We start from the raw sequence: 24,968 nt of genomic DNA on the forward strand, positions 1-24,968 counted from the left end.
AATTGAATCTAGACGCGAAATCGAACGGCAAACATGGCTGCGGCGCCACCGGCTTCCGCTAGGCCGACATCGGCCGTTGCACCTTGATCGACTGGAGCAGTCCGACCGCCACCCAGACCGCGAACATCGACGAGCCTCCGTACGAGACGAAGGGCAGCGGAAGGCCCGCGACCGGCATGATGCCGAGGGTCATCCCGATGTTCTCGAAGGCCTGGAAGGCGAACCACGCGATGATGCCGGCGGCGACGATGGTGCCGTAGAGCTCGGTGGTCTCGCGGGCGATGCGGCAGGCGCGCCACAGGACGACACCGAGCAGGACCAGGATCGCGCCCGCGCCCACGAAGCCGAGCTCCTCACCGGCGACGGTGAAGACGAAGTCGGTCTGCTGCTCGGGGACGAACTGTCCGGTGGTCTGCGAGCCCTTGAAGAGGCCGGTGCCGGTCAGGCCGCCCGAGCCGATCGCGATGCGCGCCTGGTTGGTGTTGTAGCCGACGCCCGCCGGGTCGAGTGCGGGGTTGGCGAAGGCCGCGAAGCGCGCGATCTGGTAGTCGTCGAGGACGCCCAGCTGCCATATGGCGACACCGCCGGCGACGCCCGTGCCGAGCAGCCCGAACACCCAGCGGTTGGAGGCGCCGGAGGCGAGCAGCACGCCGAGCACGATCATCGCCATCACCATGACCGAGCCGAGGTCGGGCATGAGCAGGACGATCATTATCGGAACGGCGGCCAGGCCGAGGGCCTGGAGGACGGTGCGGTGGTCGGGGTGGTCGCGGTCGCCCGCGTCGACGCGGGCCGCGAGCAGCATCGCCATGCCCAGGATGATCGTGATCTTCACGAACTCGGAGGGCTGGAGCGAGAAGCCGCCGCCGAGCACGATCCACGCGTGGGCGCCGTTGATCGTCGCGCCGAGCGGGGTGAGGACGAGCAGGACCAGGAAGACGGAGATGCCGTAGAGGATCGGCACGGCCGTGCGCAGGGTGCGGTGGCCGAGCCAGACGGTGCCGATCATCAGGGCGAAGCCGATGCCGGTGTTCAGGACGTGTTTGAGCGCGAAGGAGTACGGGTCGTCGCCGACGAGCTCGGTGCGGTTGCGGGTCGCCGAGTAGACGAGCGCGGTGCCGATCCCGGAGAGGGCGATCGCCGCGATCAGCATGGGCCAGTCGAGTCGGCGCACTATCGAGTCGCGGGCCAGGAGCCGCGACACCCCGGAGCGCTCCGGGCCGTATCCGGAGACGGAGAAGCCGTTGCCGGTCATCAGTCGCGCCTCCAGTCGGCCGGCGGGCCGGCCAGTTGCTGCTCGGCCGGGGGCTTGGGGGCCGCGGGCTTGTACGGCTTGATCTTCGGGGAGTGGATGGAGCCGTCGGGCTTGATCTTCGGCAGGTTCTTCTGCGGCTGGGGCAGGAGCGCCTTCTTCACGTCCTGCTTGCCCTCGTCGTCCAGGCCGTAGATCGCGTTGTAGATCTGGCGGACGGCGGGGCCGGATGCGCCGGAGCCCGTACCGCCCTGGGAGATCGTCATGACGATCGTGTAGTCCTTGGTGTACGTCGCGAACCACGAGGTGGTCTGCTTGCCGTAGACCTCGGCGGTACCGGTCTTGGCGTGCATCGGGATCTTGTCCTGCGGCCATCCCTGGAACCGCCAGGCCGCCGTGCCGCGCGTGGCGACGTCGGCGAGAGCACCGTCTATGTCCTTCTGCGTCTTGGCGTCGAAGGGCAGCTTGCCGTGCGACTTGGGCGCGATCTCCTCGACCTGCCGGCCGTCGGCGCTGACGATCGCCTTGCCGACGGTCGGGTTGTACAGGGTGCCGCCGTTGGCGATGGCGGAGTAGATCGTGGCCATCTGTATGGGCGTCACGAGGGTGTCGCCCTGGCCGATGGAGTAGTTGACGGAGTCACCGGCGCGCATCTTCATGCCTTCGAGGCAGTTCTCGTAGGCGATGCGTTCGGCGTAGTCGCCGCCGCTCTTCTTGCCCTGCTTGCACCAGGCGTCCTTGTTGGCCTTCCAGTAGTCCTTCTTCCACTGGCGGTCGGGGACGCGTCCGGTGACCTCGTTGGGGAGGTCGATGCCGGTCTCCTTGCCGAGGCCGAACTGGTGGGCGGTCTTGTAGAACCAGTCCTTGGGGTCCTTGACCGGCTTGTTCCCGCCGTCCTTGCGCCACTGGTCGTGCGACAGCTTGTAGAAGACGGTGTCGCAGGAGACTTCGAGGGCCTGGCCGAGGGTGATCGAGCCGTGGCCCTTGGACTCGTAGTTCTTGAAGGTCTGGCCGCCGATGGAGTACGAGCTGGGGCACGGGTAGCGGCCGTTGAAGTCGTAGCCCGCGTTGACCGCGGCGGTCGTCGGGATGACCTTGAAGATGGAGCCCGGGGCGGCCTGGCCCTGGATGGCGCGGTTCAGCAGCGGATAGTTGGACTTCTTGCCGGTGAGCCGCGCGTAGTCCTTGCCGGAGATGCCGCCGACCCAGGCGTTCGGGTCGTACGACGGGTTGGAGGCCATGGAGACGACGCGTCCGGTCTTGTTCTCCATGACGACGACGGCGCCCGCGTCCGCCTTGTAGTTTTCGTTGGTGTTCTTGTCGAACTCCTTGCGGGCCTTCTTCATCGCGTCGTTCAGCCAGTACTCGGCGACGGCCTGCACGCGCGCGTCGATGCTGGTGACGACGTTCGCCCCGGGCCGCGCGTCGTCCGACTCGGCCTCGCCGATGACCCGGCCGAGGTTGTCCACTTCGTAGCGGGTCACGCCGGCCTTGCCGCGCAGCTGCTTGTCGTACGTGCGCTCCAGGCCCGAGCGGCCGACCATGTCCGAGCGGAGGAACGGCGAGTCGGTGTTCTCGGCCTTCTTGATCTCCTCGTCCGTGACGGGCGAGAGGTAGCCGAGGACCTGCGCGGTGTTGGACTTGCCGGGGGCGGCGTAACGCCGCACGGCCGTGGGCTCGGCGGTGATGCCGGGGAAGTCCTCGGAGCGCTCGCGGATCTGCAGGGCCTGCTTGGGCGTCGCCTCGTCGGTGATGGGGATGGGCTGGTACGGCGAGCCGTTCCAGCAGGGCTGCGGCGTCTTGGCGTCGCAGAGGCGGACCTTGCCCTCGACCTCTTCGGCCTTCATGTCGAGGACGTCGGCGAGCTTGGTGAGGACCGCCTTGCCGTCGTCCTTCATCTTCATCAGGTCGGTGCGGGACGCGGAGACGACCAGACGGGTCTCGTTGTCGGCGATGGGCACGCCCCGGGCGTCCAGGATCGAGCCGCGCACGGCGGGCTGGACGACCTGCTGGACGTGGTTGCCGGAGGCCTCCTCGGCGTACTCGTCGCCGTTGCGGACCTGGAGGTACCAGAGGCGGCCGCCGAGGGTGAGCAGGAGGGAGACGACGAGGATCTGGATGATGACGAGACGGATCTGGACGCGTGGGGTCCGGCCCGTCTCGGGAATGTTGGTCACTTCTTCCCTCCCCTGGGACGTCCCGCGGTGCGGTCAGCGAAGTGCTTCGCCTTCACAGGCGCTTGACCCCCTTGATGCGTCCGGCGCGGGCGACACGGGCCTTGGCGGCCTTCGCCCGCAGGCCGCTGCCGCGCTGGTTGCCGATGCTCAGGCCGGTGCCGGAGGAGAGCCAGCCGGAGGAGACGTCGGCCGCCTTGTTGGCGGGTCCGTTCTCCCCGAGCGGGTCGTTGTCGGCGCGCCGGGCAAGGGCGATGATCAGCGGCACGGTGAACGGGGCGAGCAGCAGGTCGTAGAGCGCGGCGGTGAACAGGAGCCCGACCAGGCCCACATGGCGGGCGGCGGTGTCGCCGACGAGGGAGCCGACGCCCGCGTACAGCAGCGTCGAGCCGATGGCGGCGCTGACGACCACGACGAGCGGTCCGGTGGCGGAGCGGAGCCGTCCGCCGTCGGGCTTGGCGAGGCCCGCGAGGTAGCCGATGACGCAGAGCACCAGCGCGTACCGGCCCGCGGCGTGGTCGGCGGGCGGCGCCAGGTCGGCGAGGAGGCCCGCGCCGAAGCCGACGAGGGCGCCGCCGACATGGCCGTAGACCAGGGCGAGGCCGAGGACGGTGAGCAGGACGAGGTCCGGGACCGCGCCCGGCAGCTGGAGCCGCGCCAGGACGCTGACCTGGATGACCAGGGCGACGACGACGAGGGTGGCGGACAGCAGGATTCGGTTGAAGCGCATGGGTCCGGTCTCCTACTGCTCGTCGTTGCCGGCGTCGGCGCCGTCCACCGGCCGTCCCGACGGGGTGGCCGTGACGGTCACGGTCGGGGTCGGCTTGGGCTTTTCGGGCTTCTTCGGCAGGACCGTGTCGCGCGGGTCCTCACGGGGCGCTTCGACGACGACGCCGACGATGTCGAGCTTGGTGAACCCGACGTACGGCTTCACGTAGACGTTGCGGGTGAGGTCGCCGCCCGACGGGTCGACGCGGACGATCTCGCCGACGGGCACGCCCGGCACGAACGGCTTGTCCTTGCGCGAGCCGAAGGTGACCAGGCGGTCGCCCTTCTTGACCTCGGCCTTGCCGTTGAGCAGCTGGACGGAGAGCGGACGGTCGCCCTGTCCGGTGGCGAAGCCGAGCTCGTCGGTCTTCTCCATGCGCGTGCCGACGGTGAAGTCGGGGTCGTTGGCGAGCAGGACGGTCGAAGTGTTCGGGCCGACCGTGGTGACGCGGCCGACCAGTCCGTCGCCGTTCAGGACGGTCATGTCGCGCTTGATGCCGTCGTTGGCGCCGGCGTCGATGGTGACGGTCCAGGAGAAGCCCTGGGCCGCTCCTATGCCGATGACCTCGGCGCCCTTGATGCCGTACTGCCCTGCGCCCGCTGTCTTCAGCATGCTGTCGAGCTGGCGTACGCGGCTGCGGTTGCGGTCGTCGCTGCCGAGCTTGGCCTTCAGCGCGGCGTTCTGGCGCTCCAGTTCGGCGATGCGGTTGTGGCGTTCACCGGAGTCGCGCACCGCGCCGATGGCGTTGCCGATCGGGTCGACGGCGGAGGACATGCCCTCCTCGACCGGACCGAAGACGGTGGCGGCGGCCCGGCGGGCACCGTCGACCGGTGAGTCCTCGCCGCCGCGGATGTCCACCGTGATCAAAGCGAACGCGATGGCTACCAGCAGCACCAGGAGCAGCCGGCTCTCTCGTGTGTCCCTCACGTGCGGCGGCGTGCCTTCCTCAATCGGATTCCGTGGAATCTGCGGGTTCCACGAGGTTCTGGGGAATTGTCGTGCCTTACGGGAATTGCGTGTCGTGCCTCTATATCAACGATCCGCCGCACGAGGCGGCAGGCACTCGTACGGCGGATCTTCGCGCGTCAGATCATCTGCGCGGCTGGGCGTCCAGCACCTGCTGCAACGCCTCGAACTCCTCGACGCACTTTCCGGAGCCGAGCGCCACGCTGTCCAGCGGGTCCTCGGCGATGTGGATCGGCATGCCGGTCTCCCGGCGCAGCCGCTCGTCGAGGCCGCGCAGCAGGGCGCCGCCGCCGGTGAGAACGATTCCTCGGTCCATGACGTCGCCCGACAGCTCGGGCGGGCACTTGTCGAGGGTGGTCTTGACCGCGTCCACGATCGCGTTGACCGGCTCCTCGATGGCCTTGCGGACCTCGGCGGCGGAGATGACGACGGTCTTGGGCAGCCCGGAGACCAGGTCCCTGCCGCGGATCTCGGTGTGCTCGTCGGCGTCCATGTCGTACGCCGAACCGATGGTGATCTTGATCTGTTCGGCGGTGCGCTCGCCGAGGAGGAGGGAGTACTCCTTCTTGATGTGCTGGATGATCGCGTTGTCCAGCTCGTCGCCGGCGACGCGGATCGACTGTGCCGTGACGATTCCGCCGAGGCTGATGACCGCGACCTCGGTGGTGCCGCCGCCGATGTCGACCACCATGTTGCCCGTGGCCTCGTGGACCGGGAGGCCGGAGCCGATGGCCGCGGCCATGGGCTCCTCGATGATGTGCACCTGGCGCGCGCCGGCCTGCGAGGAGGCCTCGATGACGGCGCGGCGCTCGACGCCGGTGATGCCGGAGGGCACGCAGACGACGACGCGCGGGCGGGCGAGGTAGCGCCGCTTGTGGATCTTCAGGATGAAGTAGCGGAGCATGCGCTCGGTGATCTCGAAGTCGGCGATCACGCCGTCCTTCAGAGGGCGCACCGCGACGATGTTGCCGGGCGTGCGCCCGATCATCTTCTTCGCTTCTGCGCCGACCGCGAGAATGCCACCGGTGTTGGTGTTGATCGCGACGACGGACGGCTCGTTGAGTACGATCCCCCGACCCCTGACGTACACCAGCGTGTTGGCGGTCCCGAGGTCGACAGCCATGTCACGGCCGATGAACGACATGTTGTTCCCCATGAGGATGCGTCTGGCCTTCCCTAGTGGAGCGTGTGATGGCTTTTTAGGTAGGCGAGGTGGGTGCTGTGTGGCAGTGGAGGCTTCCATCGTAGTCTCGGCTGCGCGAACACGGCGCTAGGGTCTTCGCCATTGTCAGCAGATGATGGGCCGCCTCGCTCTTGGAGACGTGCCATCGGAGGCACGGGTTCCCCCGATTGGGGCGCATATGCCAAAGGACGGCCGAATTCCTTCGGCCGTCCAGGGCAGGAACGGTGCACTCCTGACTCCGGGTCAGAAGACTGTGCGTCGGACTAGACGACGCCCGGGAAGAAGATCTTGAGCTCGCGCTCCGCGGACTCCTCCGAGTCCGAGGCGTGGATCAGGTTCTCCCGGACGATCGTGCCGAAGTCGCCGCGGATCGAGCCCGGCGCCGCGGCGATCGGGTCGGTCGGACCGGCGAGCCCGCGCACGCCCTCGATGACCCGCTCGCCCTCGACGACGAGCGCGACGACGGGACCGGACGACATGAAGGCGACCAGCGGCTCGTAGAAGGGCTTGCCCTTGTGCTCGCCGTAGTGCTGCTCCAGGGTCTCCTGGTCCAGCGAACGCAGCTCCAGCGCGGAGATCGTCCAGCCCGCCTTGCGCTCGATGCGGCCGATGATCTCGCCGATCAGGCCACGACGGACGGCGTCGGGCTTCAGCAGGACGAGGGTGCGCTGGCTCATGTGCGGCTCCAAGAGGTGTTCGTACGATCGATGCGATCGGGTGGGATTGGGCCGCACGATACCGGGGTCGGCTACGCCGCGTTACCTCCGGCCTCCGGCTGCCCCTCCGCCATGGCCGCGAAGCGGGCCTTCGCCTCGTCGATCTTGCGGCCGAAGTGGACCGAAGCCCACCAGATGGCCGCGAAGACGGCGCCCAGGAAGAACATCGTCGGCACCACGAAACCGCTCGCGATCAGCGCGACCTGCAGGGCCCAGCCGAGCTGCACCCCGCCGGGCCGGGTGACCATCCCGCAGAGCAGGAGGCTCACCACCATCGCGATGCCGCAGACCGTCCAGACCGTGCCCATGGACAGGTCGTCGTCCTTCATGGCGACCAGGCCCGCGAAGCCGATCACGAAGAACTCGCCGATCAGCGTCGAAGCGCAGAGCGTACGCACAGGAATTCAGCCTCTCCCCAGGAGCAGTCGGGCCTCGCCGACCGTGATGACGGAACCAGTGACGAGGACGCCGCCGCCCGCGTACTCCCCCTCTTCCTCGGCGAGGGTGATCGCCGCCTCCAGCGCGTCGTCGAGGCGCGGCTCGACCTGCACGCGGTCGTCACCGAAGACCTCCACGGCGAGTCCGGCGAGGGTGTCCGCGTCCATCGCGCGATGGCTGGAGTTCTGCGTGACGACGACCTCGGCGAAGATCGGCTCGAAGGCCTCCAGAAGCCCCTTCACGTCCTTGTCGTCGCTCGCGCCGACCACGCCGATGAGCCGGCTGAAGTCGAAGACCTCGCTGATCGCGGCGGAGGTGGCGCGGGCGCCGGCCGGGTTGTGCGCGGCGTCCAGGACGACGGTCGGCGAACGGCGCACGACTTCGAGCCTGCCCGGCGAGGACACGGACGCGAACGCCTTGCGGATCGCGTCGATGTCCAGCGGGCGCGCGTGCTGCGAGCCGATGCCGAAGAACGCCTCCACGGCGGCGAGCGCCACCGCGGCGTTGTGCGCCTGGTACTCGCCGTGCAGCGGCAGGAACACCTCTTCGTACTCCCCGCCGAGGCCACGGAGCGTCAGGAGCTGGCCGCCGACCGCCACCTGACGGGAGACGACGCCGAACTCCAGGCCCTCGCGGGCGACCGTCGCGTCGACCTCGACGGCCTTCTTCAGCAGGACCTGCGCGGCGTCCACGGGCTGCTGCGCCATGATCACCGTGGCGTCCTGCTTGATGATGCCGGACTTCTCCTTGGCGATCTCGCCCGGCGTGTTGCCCAGGCGGTCGGTGTGGTCAAGGTCGATGGGGGTGATGACGGCGACGGAGCCGTCGATCACGTTCGTCGCGTCCCAGCTGCCGCCCATGCCGACCTCGACGACGGCCACGTCCACGGGGGCGTCCGCGAACGCCGCGTACGCCATGCCGGTGAGGACCTCGAAGAACGAGAGGCGGTACTCCTGCTGGGAGTCGACCATCTCCACGTACGGCTTGATGTCCTGGTACGCCTCCACGAAGCGCTCCGCCTCGATGGGGGCGCCGTCCAGGCTGATCCGCTCGGTGATCGACTGGACGTGGGGCGAGGTGTACCGCCCCGTGCGCAGGTCGAAGGCGGAGAACAGGGCCTCGATCATGCGGGCCGTGGACGTCTTGCCGTTCGTGCCCGTGATGTGGATCGAGGGGTACGCGCGCTGCGGCTCGCCCAGGACGTCCATCAGCGCGGCGATGCGGCTGACGGACGGCTCCAGTTTCGTCTCGCCCCAGCGGCCCGCGAGCTCCGTCTCCACCTCGCGCAGCGCCCGGTCCACCTCCGGGTCGGTGGGACGCGCGGGGACACCGCTCTCGGGCGGGCCCGCCTGGGTGCGCAGGGTGCGGCTGCCCGCCTCGATCACGGCGAGGTCGGGGTCGCGGTCGGTTTCGGCCCCGACGATGTCCTCGAAGGCGTCGTCCGGGTCGGCGGGGCTGTCGGCATGGTCGTCGCGCGGGGGGAGATCACTCACGTACGCCAGTCTACGGAGCGGCACCGACAGCCGTCGTCAGGACCTGTCGGTCGGAGCCCGGGACCTTCGTCGGGACCTTCGGCCCGTCCGATTCGGGACCTTGGTCCCTCCGCTTCGGGGAGCCGCCCGGCAAACTTGGCGATCATGGACATAGGTATCGACCTCGGCACTGCGAACACCCTCCTCTATGTGCGCGGCAAGGGGATCGTGCTCAATGAGCCGTCGGTGGTCGCCGTGCGGGCGGACAAGGGCGGCAAGAGCGGGGTGCTCGCCGTGGGGACGGAGGCCAAGGAGACGATCGGGCGTACGCCCGGGTCCATCACCGCCATCCGGCCGCTGCGCGACGGCGTGATCAGCGACTACGAAGCGGCCGAGGAGCTGATCCGGCACTTCGTGCGCAAGGCCGTGCCGGGGCGTCGTCCCCGTACGCGCATGGTCGTCTGCGTGCCGAGCGGCGTCACTCCTGTGGAGCGGCGCGCCATCGTGCACGCCTCCCAGCGGGCCGGGGCGCGCGCCGTCCATCTCGTCGAGGAGCCCATGGCGGCGGCCATCGGCGCGGGGCTGCCGGTCGCCGAGCCCCGCGGGTCGATGGTCGTCGACATCGGCGGCGGCACGACCGAGGTCGCGGTGATCTCCCTGGGCGGCATCGTCACGGCCCAGTCCCTGCGGGTCGGCGGCGACCGGCTCGACACGGCCATCACCGACTACGTCCGCAAGGAGCACGCGCTGCTCATCGGCGAGCGCACCGCCGAGGACATCAAGGTCGGCATCGGGTCGGCGTGGCCGGTGCCGGGCGAGGACGCGCTGGAGATGCGGACGTTCACGGTGCGGGGGCGGGAGAAGGTGGGCGGTCTGCCGAAAACGCTCGACCTGACGGCGCGTGAGGTGCGGGCGGCGCTCGACGAGCCCGTCGAGCAGATCATCGCGGCGGTGAAGACGACGCTGGAGGAGTGCCCGCCTGAGCTCTCCGGCGACATCATGGAGCACGGCATCGTGCTCACGGGTGGCGGTGCGCTGCTTCCCGCGCTTGATCTGCGCATCGCATCGGCCACGGGGATTCCGGTGTTCGTGGCGGACGATCCGCTGGACAGCGTGGCCATGGGGTGCGGGAAGTGTGTGGAGGACTTCGACGGGCTCGAGCGGGTGATGTCGGCGGCGTAGGCGGGCGGCGTAGGCGGGCGGCGTAGGCGGGCGGCGTCGTTGTACCGGTTGGCGGCTTGAGCTCGGTCGCCTCCCGTGTGCGGGGGGGGGCGGGTACGCGCCGGGATGTCCGTCCTCGCCATCCCTGCGCCGCGTCGTCCTGCCTCTTGCCCGGTGCGTTTCGCGCCGTGCTCCGGGCGGACATCCCGGCACGTCCCCTCACACCGTCCCGCGGCTGCGGGTCGTGGCGGCGAATGGCACCATCCCTCGCGTCGTTTTGCGGCTGCGGGTCTTGGCGGCGAACGGCACGTGCCCCCGCGTCGTCTCGCGGCTGCGGGGCCTGGCGGCCGAGCGCACCATCCCTCACGCCGTCCCGCGGCTGCGGGGCCTGGCGGCCGACCGCACCATCCCGCGGCTGCGGGGCCTGGCGGCGGACGGTGCCATTCCTCGCGTTGGCTCGCGGCTTGGGGTCTTCAGGGCGGGTCGCCTGTGGACAGGGTTGCGTGGACCTCGTACGTGGATGTCTTCGGGCCCGCCTCGAACGTGCCGCCGACCGCTCTGATCCGTTCCGCCATGCCCGTCGTGCCCGTGCCCGCGGAGACCGGGGCGGCGGGCGGGGCCGCGGTGGGGAGCGGGTTGGTGACCGTGATGTGGAGGCGGCCGCCGTGCAGGGCCACGCGGACGGCGACCCGCTCGCCCGGCGCGTGTTTCGCCGCGTTCGTCAGGCACTCCTGGACCACCCGGTGCACGGCCGCCTGCCGGAGCGGTGAGAGCGCGTGGGCCTCGTCGTCGATCAGGAGGTCGACGGGGCTGCCTGCGCGGGCGCTGCGCTCGGCCAGTTCGGGCAGGGCGCTGAGGCCCGGCGTGGGGGCGCCGTCCGTGCCGCGCTGCACGATGATCTCGTTCAGCATCCGGTGCGCGCTGCGTGCCGTCTCCGAGAGCTCATCGAAGCCGTCCTCGAAGGGACCGCCCTCGGCCCGGCGCGCCAGTACCTGCGAGCGGACGCTGAGGAGCGTCAGCTCGCGGCCCACGAAGTCGTGCACGTCCCGCGCGATGCGGGCCCGCTCCCGCTGGACCGCGTGCAGCGTCTCCGTCTCCACGCGCTGCGCCTCCAGCGCGCGGACCAGGTCCTGCCGGTTCGCGGCGACCCCGACGCCCGCGGCGAGCACCCCGATCGGGACGACCAGGCTGGAGAACTCGCCGAGCGTGTCCCCCCGGTGCACCGGCCAGCCCGGCAGGTTGAACATCACGTACGCGAACGCGACGTATCCGACGACGCCGATCGCCCCGGCGAGACGGCCCCGGTAGCGCCCCAGCGAGTACAGCGCGAACTGGGCGAGCGTCAGCTCGTGCAGCCAGCCCAGGAAGCAGAGCGCCACCGCGTACGTCAGCCAGGGCGCCCTGCGGCGCACCAGGAGTGAGCACGCGCCGCCCGCGAGGGCCAGCACGGCCATCGGTCCGTTGAGGGAGTTGTCCGCCTCGGCGAGGCCGGGGACGTCCAGGCTCATCAGCGCGAACGCGCTCAGCGCGGTGAGGACGTCCAACGCGCGCGGCTCCCGCGACCAGCGCCCGCCGAGGCGGCCGGCCGTGGCCGCCGCCTGGCGAATCGCCTGGGCGGCGGGCAAGGTGCGCATGCTCTCCATCATCCAAGGTCTTTCGGCCCGTTCCACCGGACCAACGTCCCTGATTTGGTGATGTGCCGCACTCCTGCGCTTTGCGGATGAACACGTTGAACACGGTCGAACCACTTGGACGTGCACACAACGGGTGTATTTTCGGCGCGGCTGCCCGCTCCCGGCGCGCGCCGGGGGTCAAATCGGACCATGTGGTATGCCCAGAATCCCGCCAGGCGGACCCATCAGCTCGCCGGTGACGCCGGGGTCCTCCTGTGGACCGCGCTGTGGGCCACCGCGGCCGTCGTCGCCTACAGGCTGGCCTGTCTGCTCGCCCTCCCCCGCGCCCTGCAGCAGCACAACGCGCCGCTTCCGCTGGTCGGCGGCCGCGTCGACAACGCGCTGCGCCGGATCGCGGGTGTCGTCGACGCGATGGACCCGGTGACCGTACGGACCGCCGTCGCCGTGGGTGCCGTCGCCCTCTTCGTCGTCCCGGTCGGCCTCGTCCTGAACGCCTGGCTGCCGCGCCGGCTGCGGTGGATCCGGCAGGCCGGCGCCGCCCGTGACCTCGCCGCGTCCGACGACGGCCGCGAACTCCTCGCCCTGCGCACGCTGCTCCGGCCCCTGCACGAGGTGGCCCTCACCGCGTCGGAGATCCCTGACGCGACACCGGGCAGCCTCGCCTGGGGCTGGCGGCACGGTGATCCCGAGACGCTGGACGCGCTGGCCGAGGCGGAGCTCGAACGGCTCGGTCTCGACTTCACGCCGTTGGGCTCGCCGGTGCCGGTGCCGGAGGTGGTCCCGGAAGTGGTGACGGACGTGGCTTCTCACGTCGTGCCCGGGGCGCCCGTGCGGCCGGTTCCCGCGCAGGCCACGGAGGCCGTGGGGGTGGACGAGGCCGGTGGGGGCGTCGGGGTCTCCGGGACCGTCAACGGGCCCGTCGGCTAGCGCCGTGCCGCTGAACCTGCGGTTGACCGCGCAGGTCGCCGAGGCCCTGCTCGCCGCGGTGCCCGAGGGCGCGCTGCTCGTCGGCGCCGACGAGCGGATCGTGGCCGTGAACCGGCGGTTCGTGGAGCTGGCGCGGCTGCAGGACGTCGACACGTCGTCGGGCGCGGCGGTGGACGCCCTCGCCGCCGCCGTCGCGGAGCAGCTGCCCTCGGGCAGCACCTCCCTGCGGCAGCTCAACCGCCGCCAGTTTCCGCGGACCGCGGAGGTCCGCTTCCTCGACGGCCGCGTCGTGCGGACCAGCCGCCGGCCGATCGACGTGGCCGGCGAGCGGGTCGGAGTGCTCTGGCTGGCCGAGGACATCACCGAGCGGCGCCGCCGCGAGACCGACCTGCGACGCCACATCCGAACGCTCGGGGAGCTGGCCCGCGAGCGGTCCGAGTTCACCGCCCGCGCCTCGCACGAGCTGCGCACCCCGCTCGCCACGATCCTCAGCTTCTGCGACCTGCTCGCCCCGCCGTCCGGGGAGCCGCTCTCCGCGGCGCAGGCCACGTACCTCGACACGATCCGGCGCAACGCGCAGCGCATGCAGGAGATGGTCGACGGACTGCTGCACGCGGCGACGGCGACCGCGTCGGGGGGCCGCCAGGAGACGGCGTACGCACGCGTCGACATGGCCCGGCTCCTGGGGCGCCTCACCGGTGAGCTGCAGCCCCGCGCGGAGACCGCGGGCCTCTTCCTGGTCCACGACCACGAACCGGGGCCGCCCGCGTACGCCGATCGCGGCCATCTGGAGAACGCGCTGGCCGCGCTGCTCGACAACGCCGTGAAGTTCACCCCGGCGGGCGGCACGGTGACGGTGTCCGCCCATCCGTACGACGAGCCGGACGGTGCCGGGTGGGAGATCTCGGTCGCCGACACCGGCATCGGGATCCCCAAGGAGTTCCAGGAGGAGGTCTTCACCGAGTTCGTACGCGCCCCCAACGCGCGTCGCGGCGCGTATCCCGGGACCGGGCTCGGGCTCTCCGCCGTCCGGGACGCCGTGCGCCTGCACGACGGGCACGTCGCCGTGCACGGTGGGGAGGGGGAAGGGACGGTCGTGGTGGTGCGGCTGCCGATGGGGCGTCCTGCGGTGGCGGCGCCGGCTGCCGGGCGCGGATGACGGGGTTGCTCGTCGTCGAGGACGACCCCGATCTCGGGCTCGCGCTGCGCACCGTCCTCGACCGGGCCGGTTACGAGACCGTGCTCGCCGAGGACGGCCAGACCGCGCTCCGGCTGCTCTTCGCGGAACGTCCCGCCCTGATGATCCTCGACCTGGTGCTGCCGGGGCTCGACGGGTGGGAGGTGCTCGACCGTACGCGGGACATGACCGACCTGCCCGTCCTGATCCTCTCCGGCCGTACGAGTCCGGCGGAGAAGGTACGGGGGCTCCGCGCGGGCGCCGACGACTACCTGACCAAGCCCTTCGACACGCAGGAGCTGCTGGCCCGCATCGAGGCGCTGCTGCGGCGGAGCCGGCCCGACCAGTGGCGCGGCGACTATGTGGAGGCGGGGCTTCGGATGGTGCCGGAGCGGCGGTCCGCGGTGTGGCAGGGCCGGGAGGTCCGGCTCAGCGACATCGAGTACCGGCTGCTTCAGGTGCTGGTCCGCAACCGGGGGCGCGTCGTCACGAACGAGCAGCTTCTCGACCTGGTGTGGGACTCGCCCGACGGGAGCGGGCGGGAGCGGGTGAAGTTCGCGGTGCTGCGGTTGCGGCGCCGCCTTCTGTCCGTGCCGGAGGCTTCGGGGGTCGAGGATCCGGTGGAGTCGGTACGGGGGGTCGGGTACCGGTATCGCGGGGCGCCGTAGCGGTGGGTTGTTCGTCGGCCGCGGGGCGGTGGGGGCTTGGCGCGCAGTTCCCCGCGCCCCTGGCGGCGACTCCTCGGGGTCGGACATGTCGTACTGCCCCATAGGGCTAAAGACCGGGACCAAAGGCCTGTACCCGGCAATACGGCCATTTGCAACCGTCCCGCAACCGAACGCGATCCGAGGTCGCAACCGTCGCGCCGCACTCTCCAGGGGTACGTCGCCGTAATGTTCCGTTCCTCCTGGAGTGCCCCGCGTGTTCACCCCCACCATCCGCCCCGCCGCCGACGTCGCCGTCGTGCTCGGTACCCGGCCCGAGCTGGTCAAGATGGCACCCCTGGTGCGGGCCCTCGGTCCGGCGGCCCGGGTGATCCATACCGGGCAGCACTACGACGACTCCCTCTCCGGACGGTTCCTCGCCGAGCTCGGGCTGCCCGCGCCCACCCTCCTGGACGGCGTCGGCGGACAGACCCGTGCCGTGCAGATCTCCGTCGCCCTCGCCCAGCTCGACGCGGAGTTCGCCGCCCGCCCGCCGCGCGCCGTCGTCGTACAGGGCGACACCAACGCCGCCCTGTCCGGCGCGCTCGCCGCCAACGCCCGCGGCATCCCCCTCGTCCACATCGAGGCGGGCCTGCGCAGCCACGACCGCGCCATGCCCGAGGAGCACAACCGCGTCCTCATCGACCAGCTCTCCGACGTCCTGTGCGCCGCCACGGAGGACAACCGCGCCAATCTCCTCGCCGAGTCGATCCCCGCCGAGCGGATCGCCGTCACCGGCAACACGGTCGTGGAGGCCGTCCGCGACGCGCTGCCCTCCGACGCCGAGCGCGCCGCACTCCTCGCCGGGCACGGGCTCACCCCCGACTCGTACGTCCTCGCCACCGTCCACCGTCCCGAGAACACCGACGACCCCGCCGCGCTCCGCGCCGTCCTGACCGAACTCGCCGGCCTCGCCCAGCAGTTGCCCGTCCTCGTGCCGCTGCACCCGCGCACCCGCGCCCGCGCCGAGGCCGCCGGGCTCGACGGACTGCTCTCGGCACTCACCCTCCTGCCGCCCATCGGATACGGGGAGTTCCTCGCCCTCGCCCGCCACGCGGCGCTGCTCGTCTCCGACTCCGGCGGTGTGCAGGAAGAGGTCACCGTCCTCGGGCGGCCGCTGGTCGTCGTACGCCGGTCCACCGAGCGGCCCGAGGCCGTGGCCGCGGGGTTCGCCGAGCTCGTCCGGCCCGGGCCCGAGGTCGGACGTGCGGCGCGGCGGCTGCTCGCCGAGGGCCGGGCCGGGCTGTCCCGGCTCGCCGCCACGCCCAGCCCGTTCGGCGACGCACAGGCGTCCCGGCACATCGTCGCGCTCCTGGCGGACCTCACGGCCGAGCAGGCCGTGCCCGCCCCTCTTCAGGCAGCGGCCTGATCTCCCCCGGCTCACGCCCACACCACCTCAGGACCCTCATGCTCACCCCCGACCGGTTCCTCTTCCTCTTCCCCTTCCTCCTTCTTGGGTGCTTCCTCCTCTACTGGGCTGGAGCCCGGTACTCGTACCTGCGCCGTCCCGGGAACGAAAGCGGCGACCCCACCGCCTTCGCCTGGCATTTCTTCGTGCCCTGCCGTGACGAGGAGACCGTCGTGGGAGCCACCGTGAGCCGGTTGCGCGGTGACTTTCCCGCCGCGCACGTGTGGGTCGTCGACGACGCGAGTGACGACCGCACCGCCTCCGTCGTCGCCGCGCTGGCCGAGGACGACGTCCGCGTCCACCTCGTCTCGCGGCGCAGACCCGACGCCCGGGTCGGGAAGGGGGCCGCCCTCAACGCCGCCTACGCCGAGCTCGACGACTTCCTGCCCGCCGACGCCGACCGCTCCCGGGTCGTCGTGTGTGTCGTGGACGCCGACGGGCACCTCGCGCCCGGCGCGCTCGCCGCCGTCAGCGGGCCCGGCGGCTTCGGCGACCCCGAGACGGGCGGCGTGCAGGTCAGCGTGCGGATGCGGAACGTGGACGAGCCGCGGCCGCTGGCCGGGCGGGGGCGCGTCCTCAACGCGGGCGCCAGGCTCCTGGTCCGTATGCAGGACATGGAGTTCGCCGTCTCCAACGCGGGCATGCAGCTGCTGCGCACCCGCACCGGTTCCGTCGGCCTCGGCGGCAACGGGCAGTTCACCCGGCTCACCGCACTCGACCGGATCGCCGCGGCCGAACGCCGCCCCTGGCAGCGCGACGCCCTCCTGGAGGACTACGAACTGGGCCTGCACATGATCCTGGGCGGCTACCGCGTGACCCACATCGCCGACACGTACGTCTCCCAGGAAGGCCTCCCGCACGCCCGCCGCTTCCTGACCCAGCGCACCCGCTGGGCGCAGGGAAACCTGCAGTGCGTGCGGTACGCGCCCCGCATCGTCGGGTCGCGCCACTACTCGGGGCGCGGTGTCCTGGAGACCCTGTACACCTTCATGCAGCCCCTCGCGCACGTCGCGAGCCTCGTGCTGACCGTGTTCCTCGTCGCCGCCCTCGCCCTCGGGCACTCCCCGCTGGACTCCGCGCTCGGCGCGTGGCCGCTGGTGCTCGTGCTGTGTCTGCTGTCCGTCCTGCCGTTCGCCCTGTGGGGGCCGGTCTACCGGAGGGACTTCGCTCCCGAGCGCTCCTGGGTCGCGGGGCTGCTGTGGGGGTTCGCGCTGTGGCTGTACGCGTACCACGTCTTCGTCGTCTCGGCCCGCGGGCTCCTGCGCGTCCTGCGCGGGCGGAACGGCTGGGCCAAGACGCGGCGCAACGCCGAGGTCGTGGGCGCGGGGCCGGTCGCGACGGAGGCCTAGACGTACGCGAGGGCCCCGGGACCGTATCTCCGTACGGTCCCGGGGCCCTCGTCTGCGTACATGCGGAAGGCTTACGCGGCCGGCAGCGCCTCCAGCTGCGCCTGCAGCCGCGCGATGTCCGCCTCCGCCTTCGTGAGGCGTCCGCGGATCTTGTCGACCACGTTGTCCGGCGCCTTGGCGAGGAACGCCTCGTTGCCCAGCTTCGCCTCGGCCTGCGCCTTCTCCTTCTCGGCGGCGGCCAGGTCCTTGGCGAGGCGCTTGCGCTCGGCCGCCACGTCGATCGTGCCGGACAGGTCGAGCGCGACCGTGGCGCCCGAGACCGGCAGGGTCGCCGTCGCCGTGAACGCGTCGCCCTCCGGCTGGAGGCGCAGGAGCTGGCGGATGGCGGCCTCGTGCGGCGCGAGCGCCGTGCCGTCCAGGGTCAGGCGGGCCGGGACCTTCTGGCCCGGCTGCAGGCCCTGGTCGGCGCGGAACCGGCGGACCTCGGTGATGACCTGCTGGAGCGTCTCGATCTCGCGCTCGGCGGCCGCGTCGCGGAAGCCGCTGTCCGAGGGCCACTCGGCGATGACCAGCGACTCGCCGCCGGTGAGCGCCGTCCAGAGCGTCTCCGTCACGAACGGGACGATCGGGTGGAGGAGGCGCAGCGTGACGTCGAGGACCTCGCCGAGGACGCGGGCCGAGACCTTCGCGCCGTCGCCGCCCGCCATGAACGTCGTCTTGGACAGCTCGACGTACCAGTCGAAGACCTCGTCCCACGCGAAGTGGAAGAGGGCGTCCGAGAGCTTGGCGAACTGGAAGTCGTCGTAGAGCGCGTCGACTTCGGCGACCGTCGCGTTGAGGCGGGAGAGCACCCAGCGGTCGGTGGCCGACATCTCCTCGACCGGGGGCAGGTCGCCCTCGATCGTCGCGCCGTTCATCATCGCGAAACGCGTGGCGTTCCAGATCTTGTTGGCGAAGTTGCGCGAGCCCTGGACCCAGTCCTCGCCGATCGGCACGTCGGTGCCGGGGTTGGCGCCGCGGGCCAGCGTGAAGCGCAGGGCGTCCGAGCCGTACTTGTCCATCCAGTCCAGCGGGTTGACCGCATTGCCGAAGGACTTCGACATCTTCTTGCCGAACTGGTCACGGACCATGCCGTGCAGCACGATCGTGTGGAACGGCGGGGTGCCGTCCATCGCGTACAGGCCGAACATCATCATCCGGGCGACCCAGAAGAAGAGGATGTCGTAGCCGGTGACCAGGACGGAGTTCGGGTAGAACTTCGCGAGCGAGTCGGTCTGCTCGGGCCAGCCGAGCGTGGAGAACGGCCACAGGCCGGAGGAGAACCACGTGTCGAGCACGTCGTTGTCCTGGCGCCAGCCCTCGCCGGTGGGCGCCTCGTCGTCGGGTCCGACGCAGACGACCTCGCCGTTCGGGCCGTACCAGACGGGGATGCGGTGGCCCCACCAGAGCTGGCGCGAGATGCACCAGTCGTGGAGGTTGTCGACCCAGTCGAAGTACCGCTTCTCCATCTCCTGCGGGTGGATCTTGACCTTGCCGTCGCGGACCGCGTCACCGGCGGCCTTGGCGAGCGGGCCGACCTTGACCCACCACTGCATCGACAGGCGCGGCTCGATGGTGGTCTTGCAGCGCGAGCAGTGGCCGACCGAGTGCGTGTACGGGCGCTTCTCGGCGACGATGCGGCCCTCGGCGCGCAGCGCGCCGACGATCGCGGAGCGGGCCTCCAGGCGGTCCAGGCCCTGGAAGGGGCCTGCGACCGTGATGACCGCGTGCTCGTCCATGACCGCGATGTTCGGCAGGGAGTGGCGCTGGCCGATCTCGAAGTCGTTCGGGTCGTGCGCCGGGGTCACCTTGACGGCGCCGGTGCCGAACTCGGGGTCGACGTGCTCGTCGGCGACGACGGGGATGGTGCGGTCGGTCAGCGGCAGCTTGATCTGCTTGCCGACCAGGTGCTTGTACCGCTCGTCCTCGGGGTGGACCGCGACAGCGGTGTCACCGAGCATCGTCTCGGCGCGGGTGGTGGCGACGACCAGCGTCTCGTCCCCCTCGCCGTACTTGATCGAGACCAGCTCGCCGTCGTCGTCCTGGTACTCGACCTCGATGTCCGAGATCGCCGTCAGACAGCGCGGGCACCAGTTGATGATGCGCTCGGCGCGGTAGATCAGCTCGTCGTCGTAGAGCTTCTTGAAGATCGTCTGGACGGCCTGCGAGAGGCCCTCGTCCATGGTGAAGCGCTCGCGCTCCCAGTCCACGCCGTCGCCGAGGCGGCGCATCTGGCCGGAGATCTGGCCGCCGGACTCGCTCTTCCACTGCCAGACGCGGTCGATGAACGCCTCGCGCCCGAGGTCGTGGCGGGACTTGCCCTCCTTGGCGAGCTCGCGCTCGACGACGTTCTGGGTGGCGATGCCCGCGTGGTCCATGCCGGGCTGCCAGAGCGTCTCGTGGCCCTGCATGCGCTTGCGGCGGGTGAGGGCGTCGATGAGCGTGTGCTCGAAGGCGTGGCCCAGGTGGAGGGCGCCGGTGACGTTCGGCGGGGGGATGACGACGGTGTACGGGGGCTTCTCGCTCTTCTCGTCGGCCGAGAAGTACCCGCGTTCTACCCAGCGCTCGTACAGCGGCCCCTCTACCTCGGCCGGCGCGTACTGGGTCGGCAGTTCGGGAGTGGTCGCTGGAGGCTGCTGCTGAGCGTTCTCGGTCACGCGGCCAGTTTAGAGGGGTGACGGAGCGGTCCCGAAACCGGAATGTTCGACATCGCTTGCGGCCGGGGGATCCGGCCGGCCGGGATTTCGTTCAGGATGTCCGGGACACATCAGCATTCGGAGGGGGACCCCACGTAATGAGCTACAACGAACCGGGCCCGTACGGGGGCCAGCAGCCCCAGCAGCCGGGGCCGTACGGGGGTCAGCCTCCGCAGCAACCGGGCCCGTACGGGAGCCCCTACGGGCAGCCGCCGCAGCAGCCGCCTCAGCAGCCGGGTTACGGCTACCCACAGCAGCCCCAGGGTTATCCGCAGCAGCCCCCGCCCCAGCAGGGCGGCTACAGCCAGCCGCAGCAGCCGGGCCCCTACGGGCAGACCCCGTACCCGGAGCCTCCCCAGGGCGGGGGCGGCAAGAAGAAGACCGGGCTCGTGATCGGCGCGATCGCCGTGGTCGCCGCGCTCGGCGTCGGGGCGTACTTCGTCCTCGGCGGCGACAGCGGCTCGGCCTCGGTCGAGGACGACGGCGCGCACAAGCTGGTGCCGCCGGCCTCCGTGGGCAAGTACAAGAAGAGCGACAAGGGAGGCGACGGCGACGACGGCCCGCTCGGCTCCGACGACAAGAAGGCCGCCGCGGAGATCGGCATCAAGAACCCGACGAGTGTGGCGGCCGCGTACGAATTCGGTGAAGCCTTCACGGGGAAGCAGATCAGCTTCCACGGCATGTACGGCCGGATCGAGGATCCGGAGAAGGCCATCGACGGCGGCTTCGCCAAGGCCGACGAGAACGCGAAGAAGGAGGCGGCCGAGGAGAAGAACGACCCGGACGAGGCGTTCGAACTCGTCGGCAGCCCCGAGACCGTGGAGCCCGACGGACTCGACGGCGCGATCATGAAGTGCCAGAACGGGAGCATCTCGGACGACGGCAAGGAGACGAAGGTGCCGATCTGCATATGGGCTGATCACAGCACCTACGGCATCGTCTTCGGCATGGACGTGGCGGCGATGATCAAGGGCGGTGGCGGCATGGCCACGGACGAGGTCTCGTCCTTCGCCGCCGATCTGCGCAAGGCCGCACGCGTGAAGGCGTAGCGAACGGGCGGGCCGCGCGGGAGCGGCCACAGGGCACGAGGACGGGCAGGGCCCGGGGCGGACGATCCGCCCCGGGCCCTTCGTACGTCCGCCCTCTGGAACAGCCCCTCAACAACTCCGCATCGATCCGGTGCGACCGCACGATCCCGCGCGTCGATCCGCCAGGATGTTCGGACCACGTAAGTACTGGGAGGGAACCCAAGCAATGAGCTACAACCAGCCGGGCCCGTACGGCGGGCAGCAGCCCCAGCAGCCCGGGCCGTACGGCCAGCAGCCGCAGCAGCCCGGCCCCTACGGCCAGCCGCCGCAGGCGCCCCAGCCCGGCTACGGCTACCCCCAGCAGGCCCCGCAGCAGGCGCCCCAGCCGGGCGGCTACAGCCAGCCGCAGCAGCCGGGCCCCTACGGGCAGCAGCCCCAGCCCCCGTACGGCCAGCAGCCGCAGGCCCCCTACGGGCAGGTCCCGCCCCCGCCCCCGGGTGGCGGCGGCAAGAAGAAGACCGGCCTGATCATCGCGGCCGTCGCCGTGGTCGCCGCGGCAGCGGTCGGCGGCTACTTCGTCCTCGCGGGCGGTGACGACGAAAAGGGCGGCAAGAACGGCGGCTCCTCGAACGTGGCCGGCGGGGGCGACGACTCCGGCATCAAGGACGACGGGCCGCACAAGCTGACGACGCCGTCGCTCGTCATGGGCGACTACAAGAAGGACGAGGCCCGGTCCGGCGGCCTGAACAGCATCGACCTCGACAAGGCCGAGGCGGCCGGGGTGAAGGACCCCAAGGACGTGCAGGCCCAGTACCAGTCGGGCAGCAAGGAGAACCCGATGGCGCAGAAGATACTGGCCTTCGGCGGCGTCTACGGCGAGATCGAGGACCCCGAAAGCGTCGTGGACCACATGTTCGACAACGCCAAGAAGAAGAACGAGGCGGGCGGCAGCAGCGGCCAGAGCGTCGAACTGGTCGGCGAGCCCAAGGAGTACAAGCCGGACGGTCTCGACGGCGCGGTCCTGAAGTGCCAGGAGATGAAGATCGACCTGGGCGCGGGCGCGGGCACCTCCGCCGGCTCCACGGCGGGGTCCGGCGGAGCGAGCAAGATGTCCGCGGCGACCTGCATCTGGGGCGACCACAGCACCCTCGGCTACGTCGTCCACACGGACGTCGCCAGCGCGCTGTCCGGCACGTCCGTCGACCTCGACGAGTCGGCGGGCACCACGGCCAAGTTCCGCGGCGAGGTCCGCGTGAAGATCTGACATCCGGCACCTGTCGGGCTTCTCGGGGCCGGGCGATGTCCGCGCGGCAGGGTCCGGTCATACGGCCGGGCCCTGTTGCGTCAGGATGGCGGCAACACCTGAGCGTTTTCGGAGGGGAACCCCCATGAGCTACAACCAGCCGGGCCCGTACGGCGGGCAGCAGCCCCAGCAGCCCGGGCCGTACGGTCAGCCGCCGCAGCAGCCCGGCCCCTACGGCCAGCCGCCGCAGGCGCCCCAGCCCGGCTACGGCTACCCCCAGCAGGCTCCCCCGCCGCCCCAGCCCGGTTACGGCTACCCGCAGCAGGCCCCGCAGCAGGGCGGCTACAGCCAGCCCCAGCAGCCCGGCCCCTACGGGCAGTTCCCCCCGCAGGCCCCGTACGGGCAGCAGCCCCACGGCCCCTACGGGCAGGTCCCGCCCCCGCCTCCCGGTGGCGGCAACGGCAAGAAGACCGGCCTGATCATCGCCGCCGTCGCCGTGGTCGCCGCGGCAGCCGTCGGCGGCTACTTCGTCCTCGCGGGCGGCGACGACGAAAAGGGCGGCAAGAACGGCGGCTCCTCGAACGTCGCGGACGGCGGCATCAAGGACGACGGCCCGCACACGCTGACGACACCGCCCACGATCCTCAACGAGTACGACAAGAGCGACGACATGAACGGCGGCTTCAACTCCAGCGACCTGGCGGCCGTCGAGAAGGCCGGCGTCAAGGACCCGCAGGACATCGATGCCGGCTACCAGTCGGGGGACGAGAGCAACCCGCTCGCGCAGAAGGCCCTCCAGTTCATGGGCGTCTACGGCGAGATCGAGAACCCGGCCCCCGTCGTCGACGCCGTCTTCGCGAAGATCAAGAAGGACTCGCAGAAGAACAGCTCGGACACGGGCAAGCTCGTCGGCAGCCCCAAGGACTTCAGCACGCAGGACACCATCCTCAAGTGCCAGGAGTCCGTGATGGAGAACAGCAACGGCGGCGGCACGTCCTCGGGCCCCAAGGAGATCCGCATGCCGGTCTGCGTCTGGGGCGACCACAGCACCGTCGGCGTCGTCGTGCCGCTCACGGTCGCCGACGCCATGGCGGGCAAGGTCTCCCTCGACGACGCCTCGGACACCACGCTCCGCGCCCGCAAGGCCCTCCGCGTCAAGGTCTGACGCGACGTCCCGCGTCCCGCCTCCCGCACCAGCGCAACGGAAAGGGGCGCCCGGCGATCAGATCGCCGGGCGCCCCTTCGCGCGTATGTGCCGCCTACGCGGACTTCTGCTCCCCCGCACCGCCGCCCCGCGCGTCGCGCGGCACCAGGGTCGGGTTGACGTTCGAACGGACGACGTCCGCCGTGATGACGACGCGGGCCACGTCCTTGCGGGACGGCACCTCGTACATCACCGACTGGAGGACTTCCTCCATGATGGCGCGCAGGCCGCGCGCGCCGGTCTGGCGGAGGATCGCCTGGTCCGCGATGGCCTCCAGGGCCTCACGCTCGAACTCCAGCTCCACGCCATCGAGTTCGAACAGCCGCTGGTACTGCTTCACCAGCGCGTTGCGCGGCTCGACGAGGATCTGGAGCAGCGCCTCGCGGTCGAGGTTGTGGACCGAGGTGATCACGGGGAGGCGGCCGATGAACTCGGGGATCATCCCGAACTTCACCAGGTCCTCCGGCATGATGTCCTCGAACTGGTCCTTCTCCTCCATCTCGCGCTTGGAGCGAATGGTGGCGCCGAAGCCGATGCCCTTCGCGCCCGCGCGGGACTCGATGATCTTCTCCAGGCCCGCGAAGGCACCGCCCACGATGAACAGCACGTTCGTCGTGTCGATCTGGATGAACTCCTGGTGCGGGTGCTTGCGGCCGCCCTGCGGGGGCACCGACGCCGTCGTGCCCTCCAGGATCTTCAGGAGCGCCTGCTGGACGCCCTCGCCGCTGACATCGCGCGTGATCGACGGGTTCTCGCTCTTGCGGGCCACCTTGTCGATCTCGTCGATGTAGATGATCCCGGTCTCGGCCTTCTTGACGTCGTAGTCGGCCGCCTGGATCAGCTTCAGGAGGATGTTCTCGACGTCCTCGCCGACATAGCCCGCCTCCGTCAGCGCCGTCGCGTCCGCGATGGCGAACGGAACGTTCAGCATGCGCGCGAGCGTCTGCGCGAGGAGCGTCTTGCCGGAGCCGGTCGGGCCGAGCAGCAGGATGTTGGACTTCGCGAGTTCGATCGCGTCGTCACGGCCCTGCGCGCCGCCGTTCTCTCCTGCCTGGACCCGCTTGTAGTGGTTGTACACCGCTACCGAGAGGGCCTTCTTCGCGGGCTCCTGGCCCACGACGTAGCCCTCAAGGAATTCGTAGATCTCGCGAGGCTTGGGAAGTTCCTCCCAGCGCACCTCGCTCGTCTCCGCGAGCTCTTCCTCGATGATCTCGTTACAGAGGTCGATGCACTCGTCGCAGATGTACACACCGGGGCCTGCGATGAGCTTCTTGACCTGCTTCTGACTCTTTCCGCAGAACGAGCACTTGAGCAGATCGCCGCCGTCACCGATGCGTGCCACGAGGTGCTTCCCCTTCGCCTGGGAGACGCCACGTTCAGCGGCTCCTGGTGCCTCATATCCGACGGTACCTTGCCGGGCCCCCCGTT

General features: G+C 70.7%; 20 protein-coding genes. 9 read left to right on the forward strand and 11 right to left on the reverse strand.

Annotation, left to right across the window (positions count from 1 at the left end; genetic code table 11):
• Positions 1–58: 58 nt before the first annotated feature.
• The 8 genes from rodA to folC form a co-directional block, all read right to left on the reverse strand.
• Complete coding sequence (gene rodA, locus DEJ49_RS11805) at positions 59–1,255, reverse strand: rod shape-determining protein RodA (protein WP_150184095.1); 1,197 nt, start codon at positions 1,253–1,255, stop codon at positions 59–61.
• Positions 1,255–3,429: a penicillin-binding protein 2 gene (mrdA, locus tag DEJ49_RS11810; RefSeq protein ID WP_150184096.1), complete on the reverse strand. Its 2,175-nt coding sequence runs from the start codon at positions 3,427–3,429 to the stop codon at positions 1,255–1,257. Before mrdA ends, rodA begins: the two co-directional genes overlap by 1 nt.
• A 52-nt stretch (positions 3,430–3,481) precedes the next feature.
• Positions 3,482–4,156 carry a rod shape-determining protein MreD gene (mreD, locus tag DEJ49_RS11815; protein ID WP_150184097.1) on the reverse strand — a complete coding sequence of 225 codons (675 nt, stop codon included), beginning with the start codon at positions 4,154–4,156 and terminating at the stop codon, positions 3,482–3,484.
• A gap of 12 nt (positions 4,157–4,168) precedes the next feature.
• Positions 4,169–5,122 carry a rod shape-determining protein MreC gene (gene mreC / locus DEJ49_RS11820; protein WP_150184098.1) on the reverse strand — a complete coding sequence of 318 codons (954 nt, stop codon included), beginning with the start codon at positions 5,120–5,122 and terminating at the stop codon, positions 4,169–4,171.
• Between the two features lie 163 nt (positions 5,123–5,285).
• On the reverse strand, positions 5,286–6,305 hold the full coding sequence (locus DEJ49_RS11825) for a rod shape-determining protein (RefSeq protein ID WP_030362602.1): 1,020 nt from the start codon (positions 6,303–6,305) through the stop codon (positions 5,286–5,288).
• A 302-nt stretch (positions 6,306–6,607) separates the two neighbouring features.
• Positions 6,608–7,021 carry a nucleoside-diphosphate kinase gene (gene ndk, locus DEJ49_RS11830; RefSeq protein WP_150184099.1) on the reverse strand — a complete coding sequence of 138 codons (414 nt, stop codon included), beginning with the start codon at positions 7,019–7,021 and terminating at the stop codon, positions 6,608–6,610.
• 71 nt (positions 7,022–7,092) lie between these two features.
• Positions 7,093–7,458, reverse strand: a complete 366-nt coding sequence (locus DEJ49_RS11835) for a DUF4233 domain-containing protein (protein ID WP_150184100.1) — start codon at positions 7,456–7,458, stop codon at positions 7,093–7,095.
• Between the two features lie 6 nt (positions 7,459–7,464).
• The gene (gene folC, locus DEJ49_RS11840) at positions 7,465–8,991 is read right to left on the reverse strand and encodes a bifunctional tetrahydrofolate synthase/dihydrofolate synthase (RefSeq protein WP_150184101.1); all 1,527 of its coding nucleotides are present in this window, start codon (positions 8,989–8,991) and stop codon (positions 7,465–7,467) included.
• 144 nt (positions 8,992–9,135) lie between these two features.
• Between folC and DEJ49_RS11845 the strand changes: the two genes are divergently transcribed.
• Entirely contained in the window at positions 9,136–10,152 is a 1,017-nt protein-coding gene (locus tag DEJ49_RS11845; RefSeq protein ID WP_190329326.1) for a rod shape-determining protein, read from the forward strand.
• A 452-nt stretch (positions 10,153–10,604) separates the two neighbouring features.
• On the opposite strand, the gene DEJ49_RS11850 is transcribed toward DEJ49_RS11845, so the two are convergent.
• A complete protein-coding gene (locus DEJ49_RS11850; RefSeq protein WP_150184103.1) occupies positions 10,605–11,765 on the reverse strand; it encodes a sensor histidine kinase in 1,161 nt (386 codons plus the stop codon).
• Between the two features lie 189 nt (positions 11,766–11,954).
• Between DEJ49_RS11850 and DEJ49_RS11855 the strand changes: the two genes are divergently transcribed.
• From DEJ49_RS11855 to DEJ49_RS11875, 5 genes are all read left to right on the forward strand, one after another.
• Positions 11,955–12,692 carry a hypothetical protein gene (locus DEJ49_RS11855; protein WP_190329327.1) on the forward strand — a complete coding sequence of 246 codons (738 nt, stop codon included), beginning with the start codon at positions 11,955–11,957 and terminating at the stop codon, positions 12,690–12,692.
• 4 nt (positions 12,693–12,696) lie between these two features.
• On the forward strand, positions 12,697–13,851 hold the full coding sequence (locus DEJ49_RS11860; protein WP_190329328.1) for a sensor histidine kinase: 1,155 nt from the start codon (positions 12,697–12,699) through the stop codon (positions 13,849–13,851).
• Entirely contained in the window at positions 13,848–14,537 is a 690-nt protein-coding gene (locus DEJ49_RS11865; protein WP_150184105.1) for a response regulator transcription factor, read from the forward strand. The genes DEJ49_RS11860 and DEJ49_RS11865 overlap by 4 nt, the downstream gene beginning before the upstream one ends.
• A 253-nt stretch (positions 14,538–14,790) precedes the next feature.
• Entirely contained in the window at positions 14,791–15,942 is a 1,152-nt protein-coding gene (gene wecB, locus DEJ49_RS11870; RefSeq protein WP_223832804.1) for a non-hydrolyzing UDP-N-acetylglucosamine 2-epimerase, read from the forward strand.
• 38 nt (positions 15,943–15,980) lie between these two features.
• Positions 15,981–17,330, forward strand: a complete 1,350-nt coding sequence (locus DEJ49_RS11875) for a glycosyltransferase (RefSeq protein WP_150184106.1) — start codon at positions 15,981–15,983, stop codon at positions 17,328–17,330.
• A 71-nt stretch (positions 17,331–17,401) separates the two neighbouring features.
• Here the strand turns inward: DEJ49_RS11875 and DEJ49_RS11880 are convergent, their stop codons facing one another.
• Entirely contained in the window at positions 17,402–20,026 is a 2,625-nt protein-coding gene (locus DEJ49_RS11880; protein ID WP_150184107.1) for a valine--tRNA ligase, read from the reverse strand.
• A 137-nt stretch (positions 20,027–20,163) separates the two neighbouring features.
• On the opposite strand from DEJ49_RS11880, the gene DEJ49_RS11885 reads away from it, so the two are divergent.
• The 3 genes from DEJ49_RS11885 to DEJ49_RS11895 all read left to right on the forward strand — a co-directional run bounded on the left by DEJ49_RS11885 (position 20,164) and on the right by DEJ49_RS11895 (position 23,501).
• Positions 20,164–21,114 carry a hypothetical protein gene (locus DEJ49_RS11885; RefSeq protein WP_150184108.1) on the forward strand — a complete coding sequence of 317 codons (951 nt, stop codon included), beginning with the start codon at positions 20,164–20,166 and terminating at the stop codon, positions 21,112–21,114.
• A gap of 205 nt (positions 21,115–21,319) precedes the next feature.
• Positions 21,320–22,357: a hypothetical protein gene (locus DEJ49_RS11890; protein ID WP_150184109.1), complete on the forward strand. Its 1,038-nt coding sequence runs from the start codon at positions 21,320–21,322 to the stop codon at positions 22,355–22,357.
• Between the two features lie 124 nt (positions 22,358–22,481).
• Positions 22,482–23,501 carry a hypothetical protein gene (locus DEJ49_RS11895; RefSeq protein ID WP_150184110.1) on the forward strand — a complete coding sequence of 340 codons (1,020 nt, stop codon included), beginning with the start codon at positions 22,482–22,484 and terminating at the stop codon, positions 23,499–23,501.
• A 94-nt stretch (positions 23,502–23,595) separates the two neighbouring features.
• Here DEJ49_RS11895 and clpX read toward each other — a convergent pair whose 3' ends face one another.
• Positions 23,596–24,882 (reverse strand): ATP-dependent Clp protease ATP-binding subunit ClpX, encoded by a 1,287-nt coding sequence (gene clpX, locus DEJ49_RS11900; RefSeq protein ID WP_150184111.1) that lies wholly within the window; start codon positions 24,880–24,882, stop codon positions 23,596–23,598.
• Positions 24,883–24,968: the final 86 nt, after the last annotated feature.

Source organism: Streptomyces venezuelae, assembly GCF_008642335.1.
GTDB classification, from domain to species: domain Bacteria; phylum Actinomycetota; class Actinomycetes; order Streptomycetales; family Streptomycetaceae; genus Streptomyces; species Streptomyces venezuelae_F.

Excerpts from the sequence above, each read along its gene's own strand:
- rodA (WP_150184095.1), bottom strand. The coding sequence starts at position 1,255 with ATGACCGGCAACGGCTTCTCCGTCTCCGGATACGGCCCGGAGCGCTCC.
- mreD (WP_150184097.1), bottom strand. The coding sequence starts at position 4,156 with ATGCGCTTCAACCGAATCCTGCTGTCCGCCACCCTCGTCGTCGTCGCC.
- DEJ49_RS11825 (WP_030362602.1), bottom strand. The coding sequence starts at position 6,305 with ATGTCGTTCATCGGCCGTGACATGGCTGTCGACCTCGGGACCGCCAAC.
- ndk (WP_150184099.1), bottom strand. The coding sequence starts at position 7,021 with ATGAGCCAGCGCACCCTCGTCCTGCTGAAGCCCGACGCCGTCCGTCGT.
- DEJ49_RS11845 (WP_190329326.1), top strand. The coding sequence starts at position 9,136 with ATGGACATAGGTATCGACCTCGGCACTGCGAACACCCTCCTCTATGTG.
- DEJ49_RS11850 (WP_150184103.1), bottom strand. The coding sequence starts at position 11,765 with ATGCGCACCTTGCCCGCCGCCCAGGCGATTCGCCAGGCGGCGGCCACG.
- DEJ49_RS11855 (WP_190329327.1), top strand. The coding sequence starts at position 11,955 with ATGTGGTATGCCCAGAATCCCGCCAGGCGGACCCATCAGCTCGCCGGT.
- DEJ49_RS11865 (WP_150184105.1), top strand. The coding sequence starts at position 13,848 with ATGACGGGGTTGCTCGTCGTCGAGGACGACCCCGATCTCGGGCTCGCG.
- DEJ49_RS11875 (WP_150184106.1), top strand. The coding sequence starts at position 15,981 with ATGCTCACCCCCGACCGGTTCCTCTTCCTCTTCCCCTTCCTCCTTCTT.
- DEJ49_RS11885 (WP_150184108.1), top strand. The coding sequence starts at position 20,164 with ATGAGCTACAACGAACCGGGCCCGTACGGGGGCCAGCAGCCCCAGCAG.
- DEJ49_RS11890 (WP_150184109.1), top strand. The coding sequence starts at position 21,320 with ATGAGCTACAACCAGCCGGGCCCGTACGGCGGGCAGCAGCCCCAGCAG.
- DEJ49_RS11895 (WP_150184110.1), top strand. The coding sequence starts at position 22,482 with ATGAGCTACAACCAGCCGGGCCCGTACGGCGGGCAGCAGCCCCAGCAG.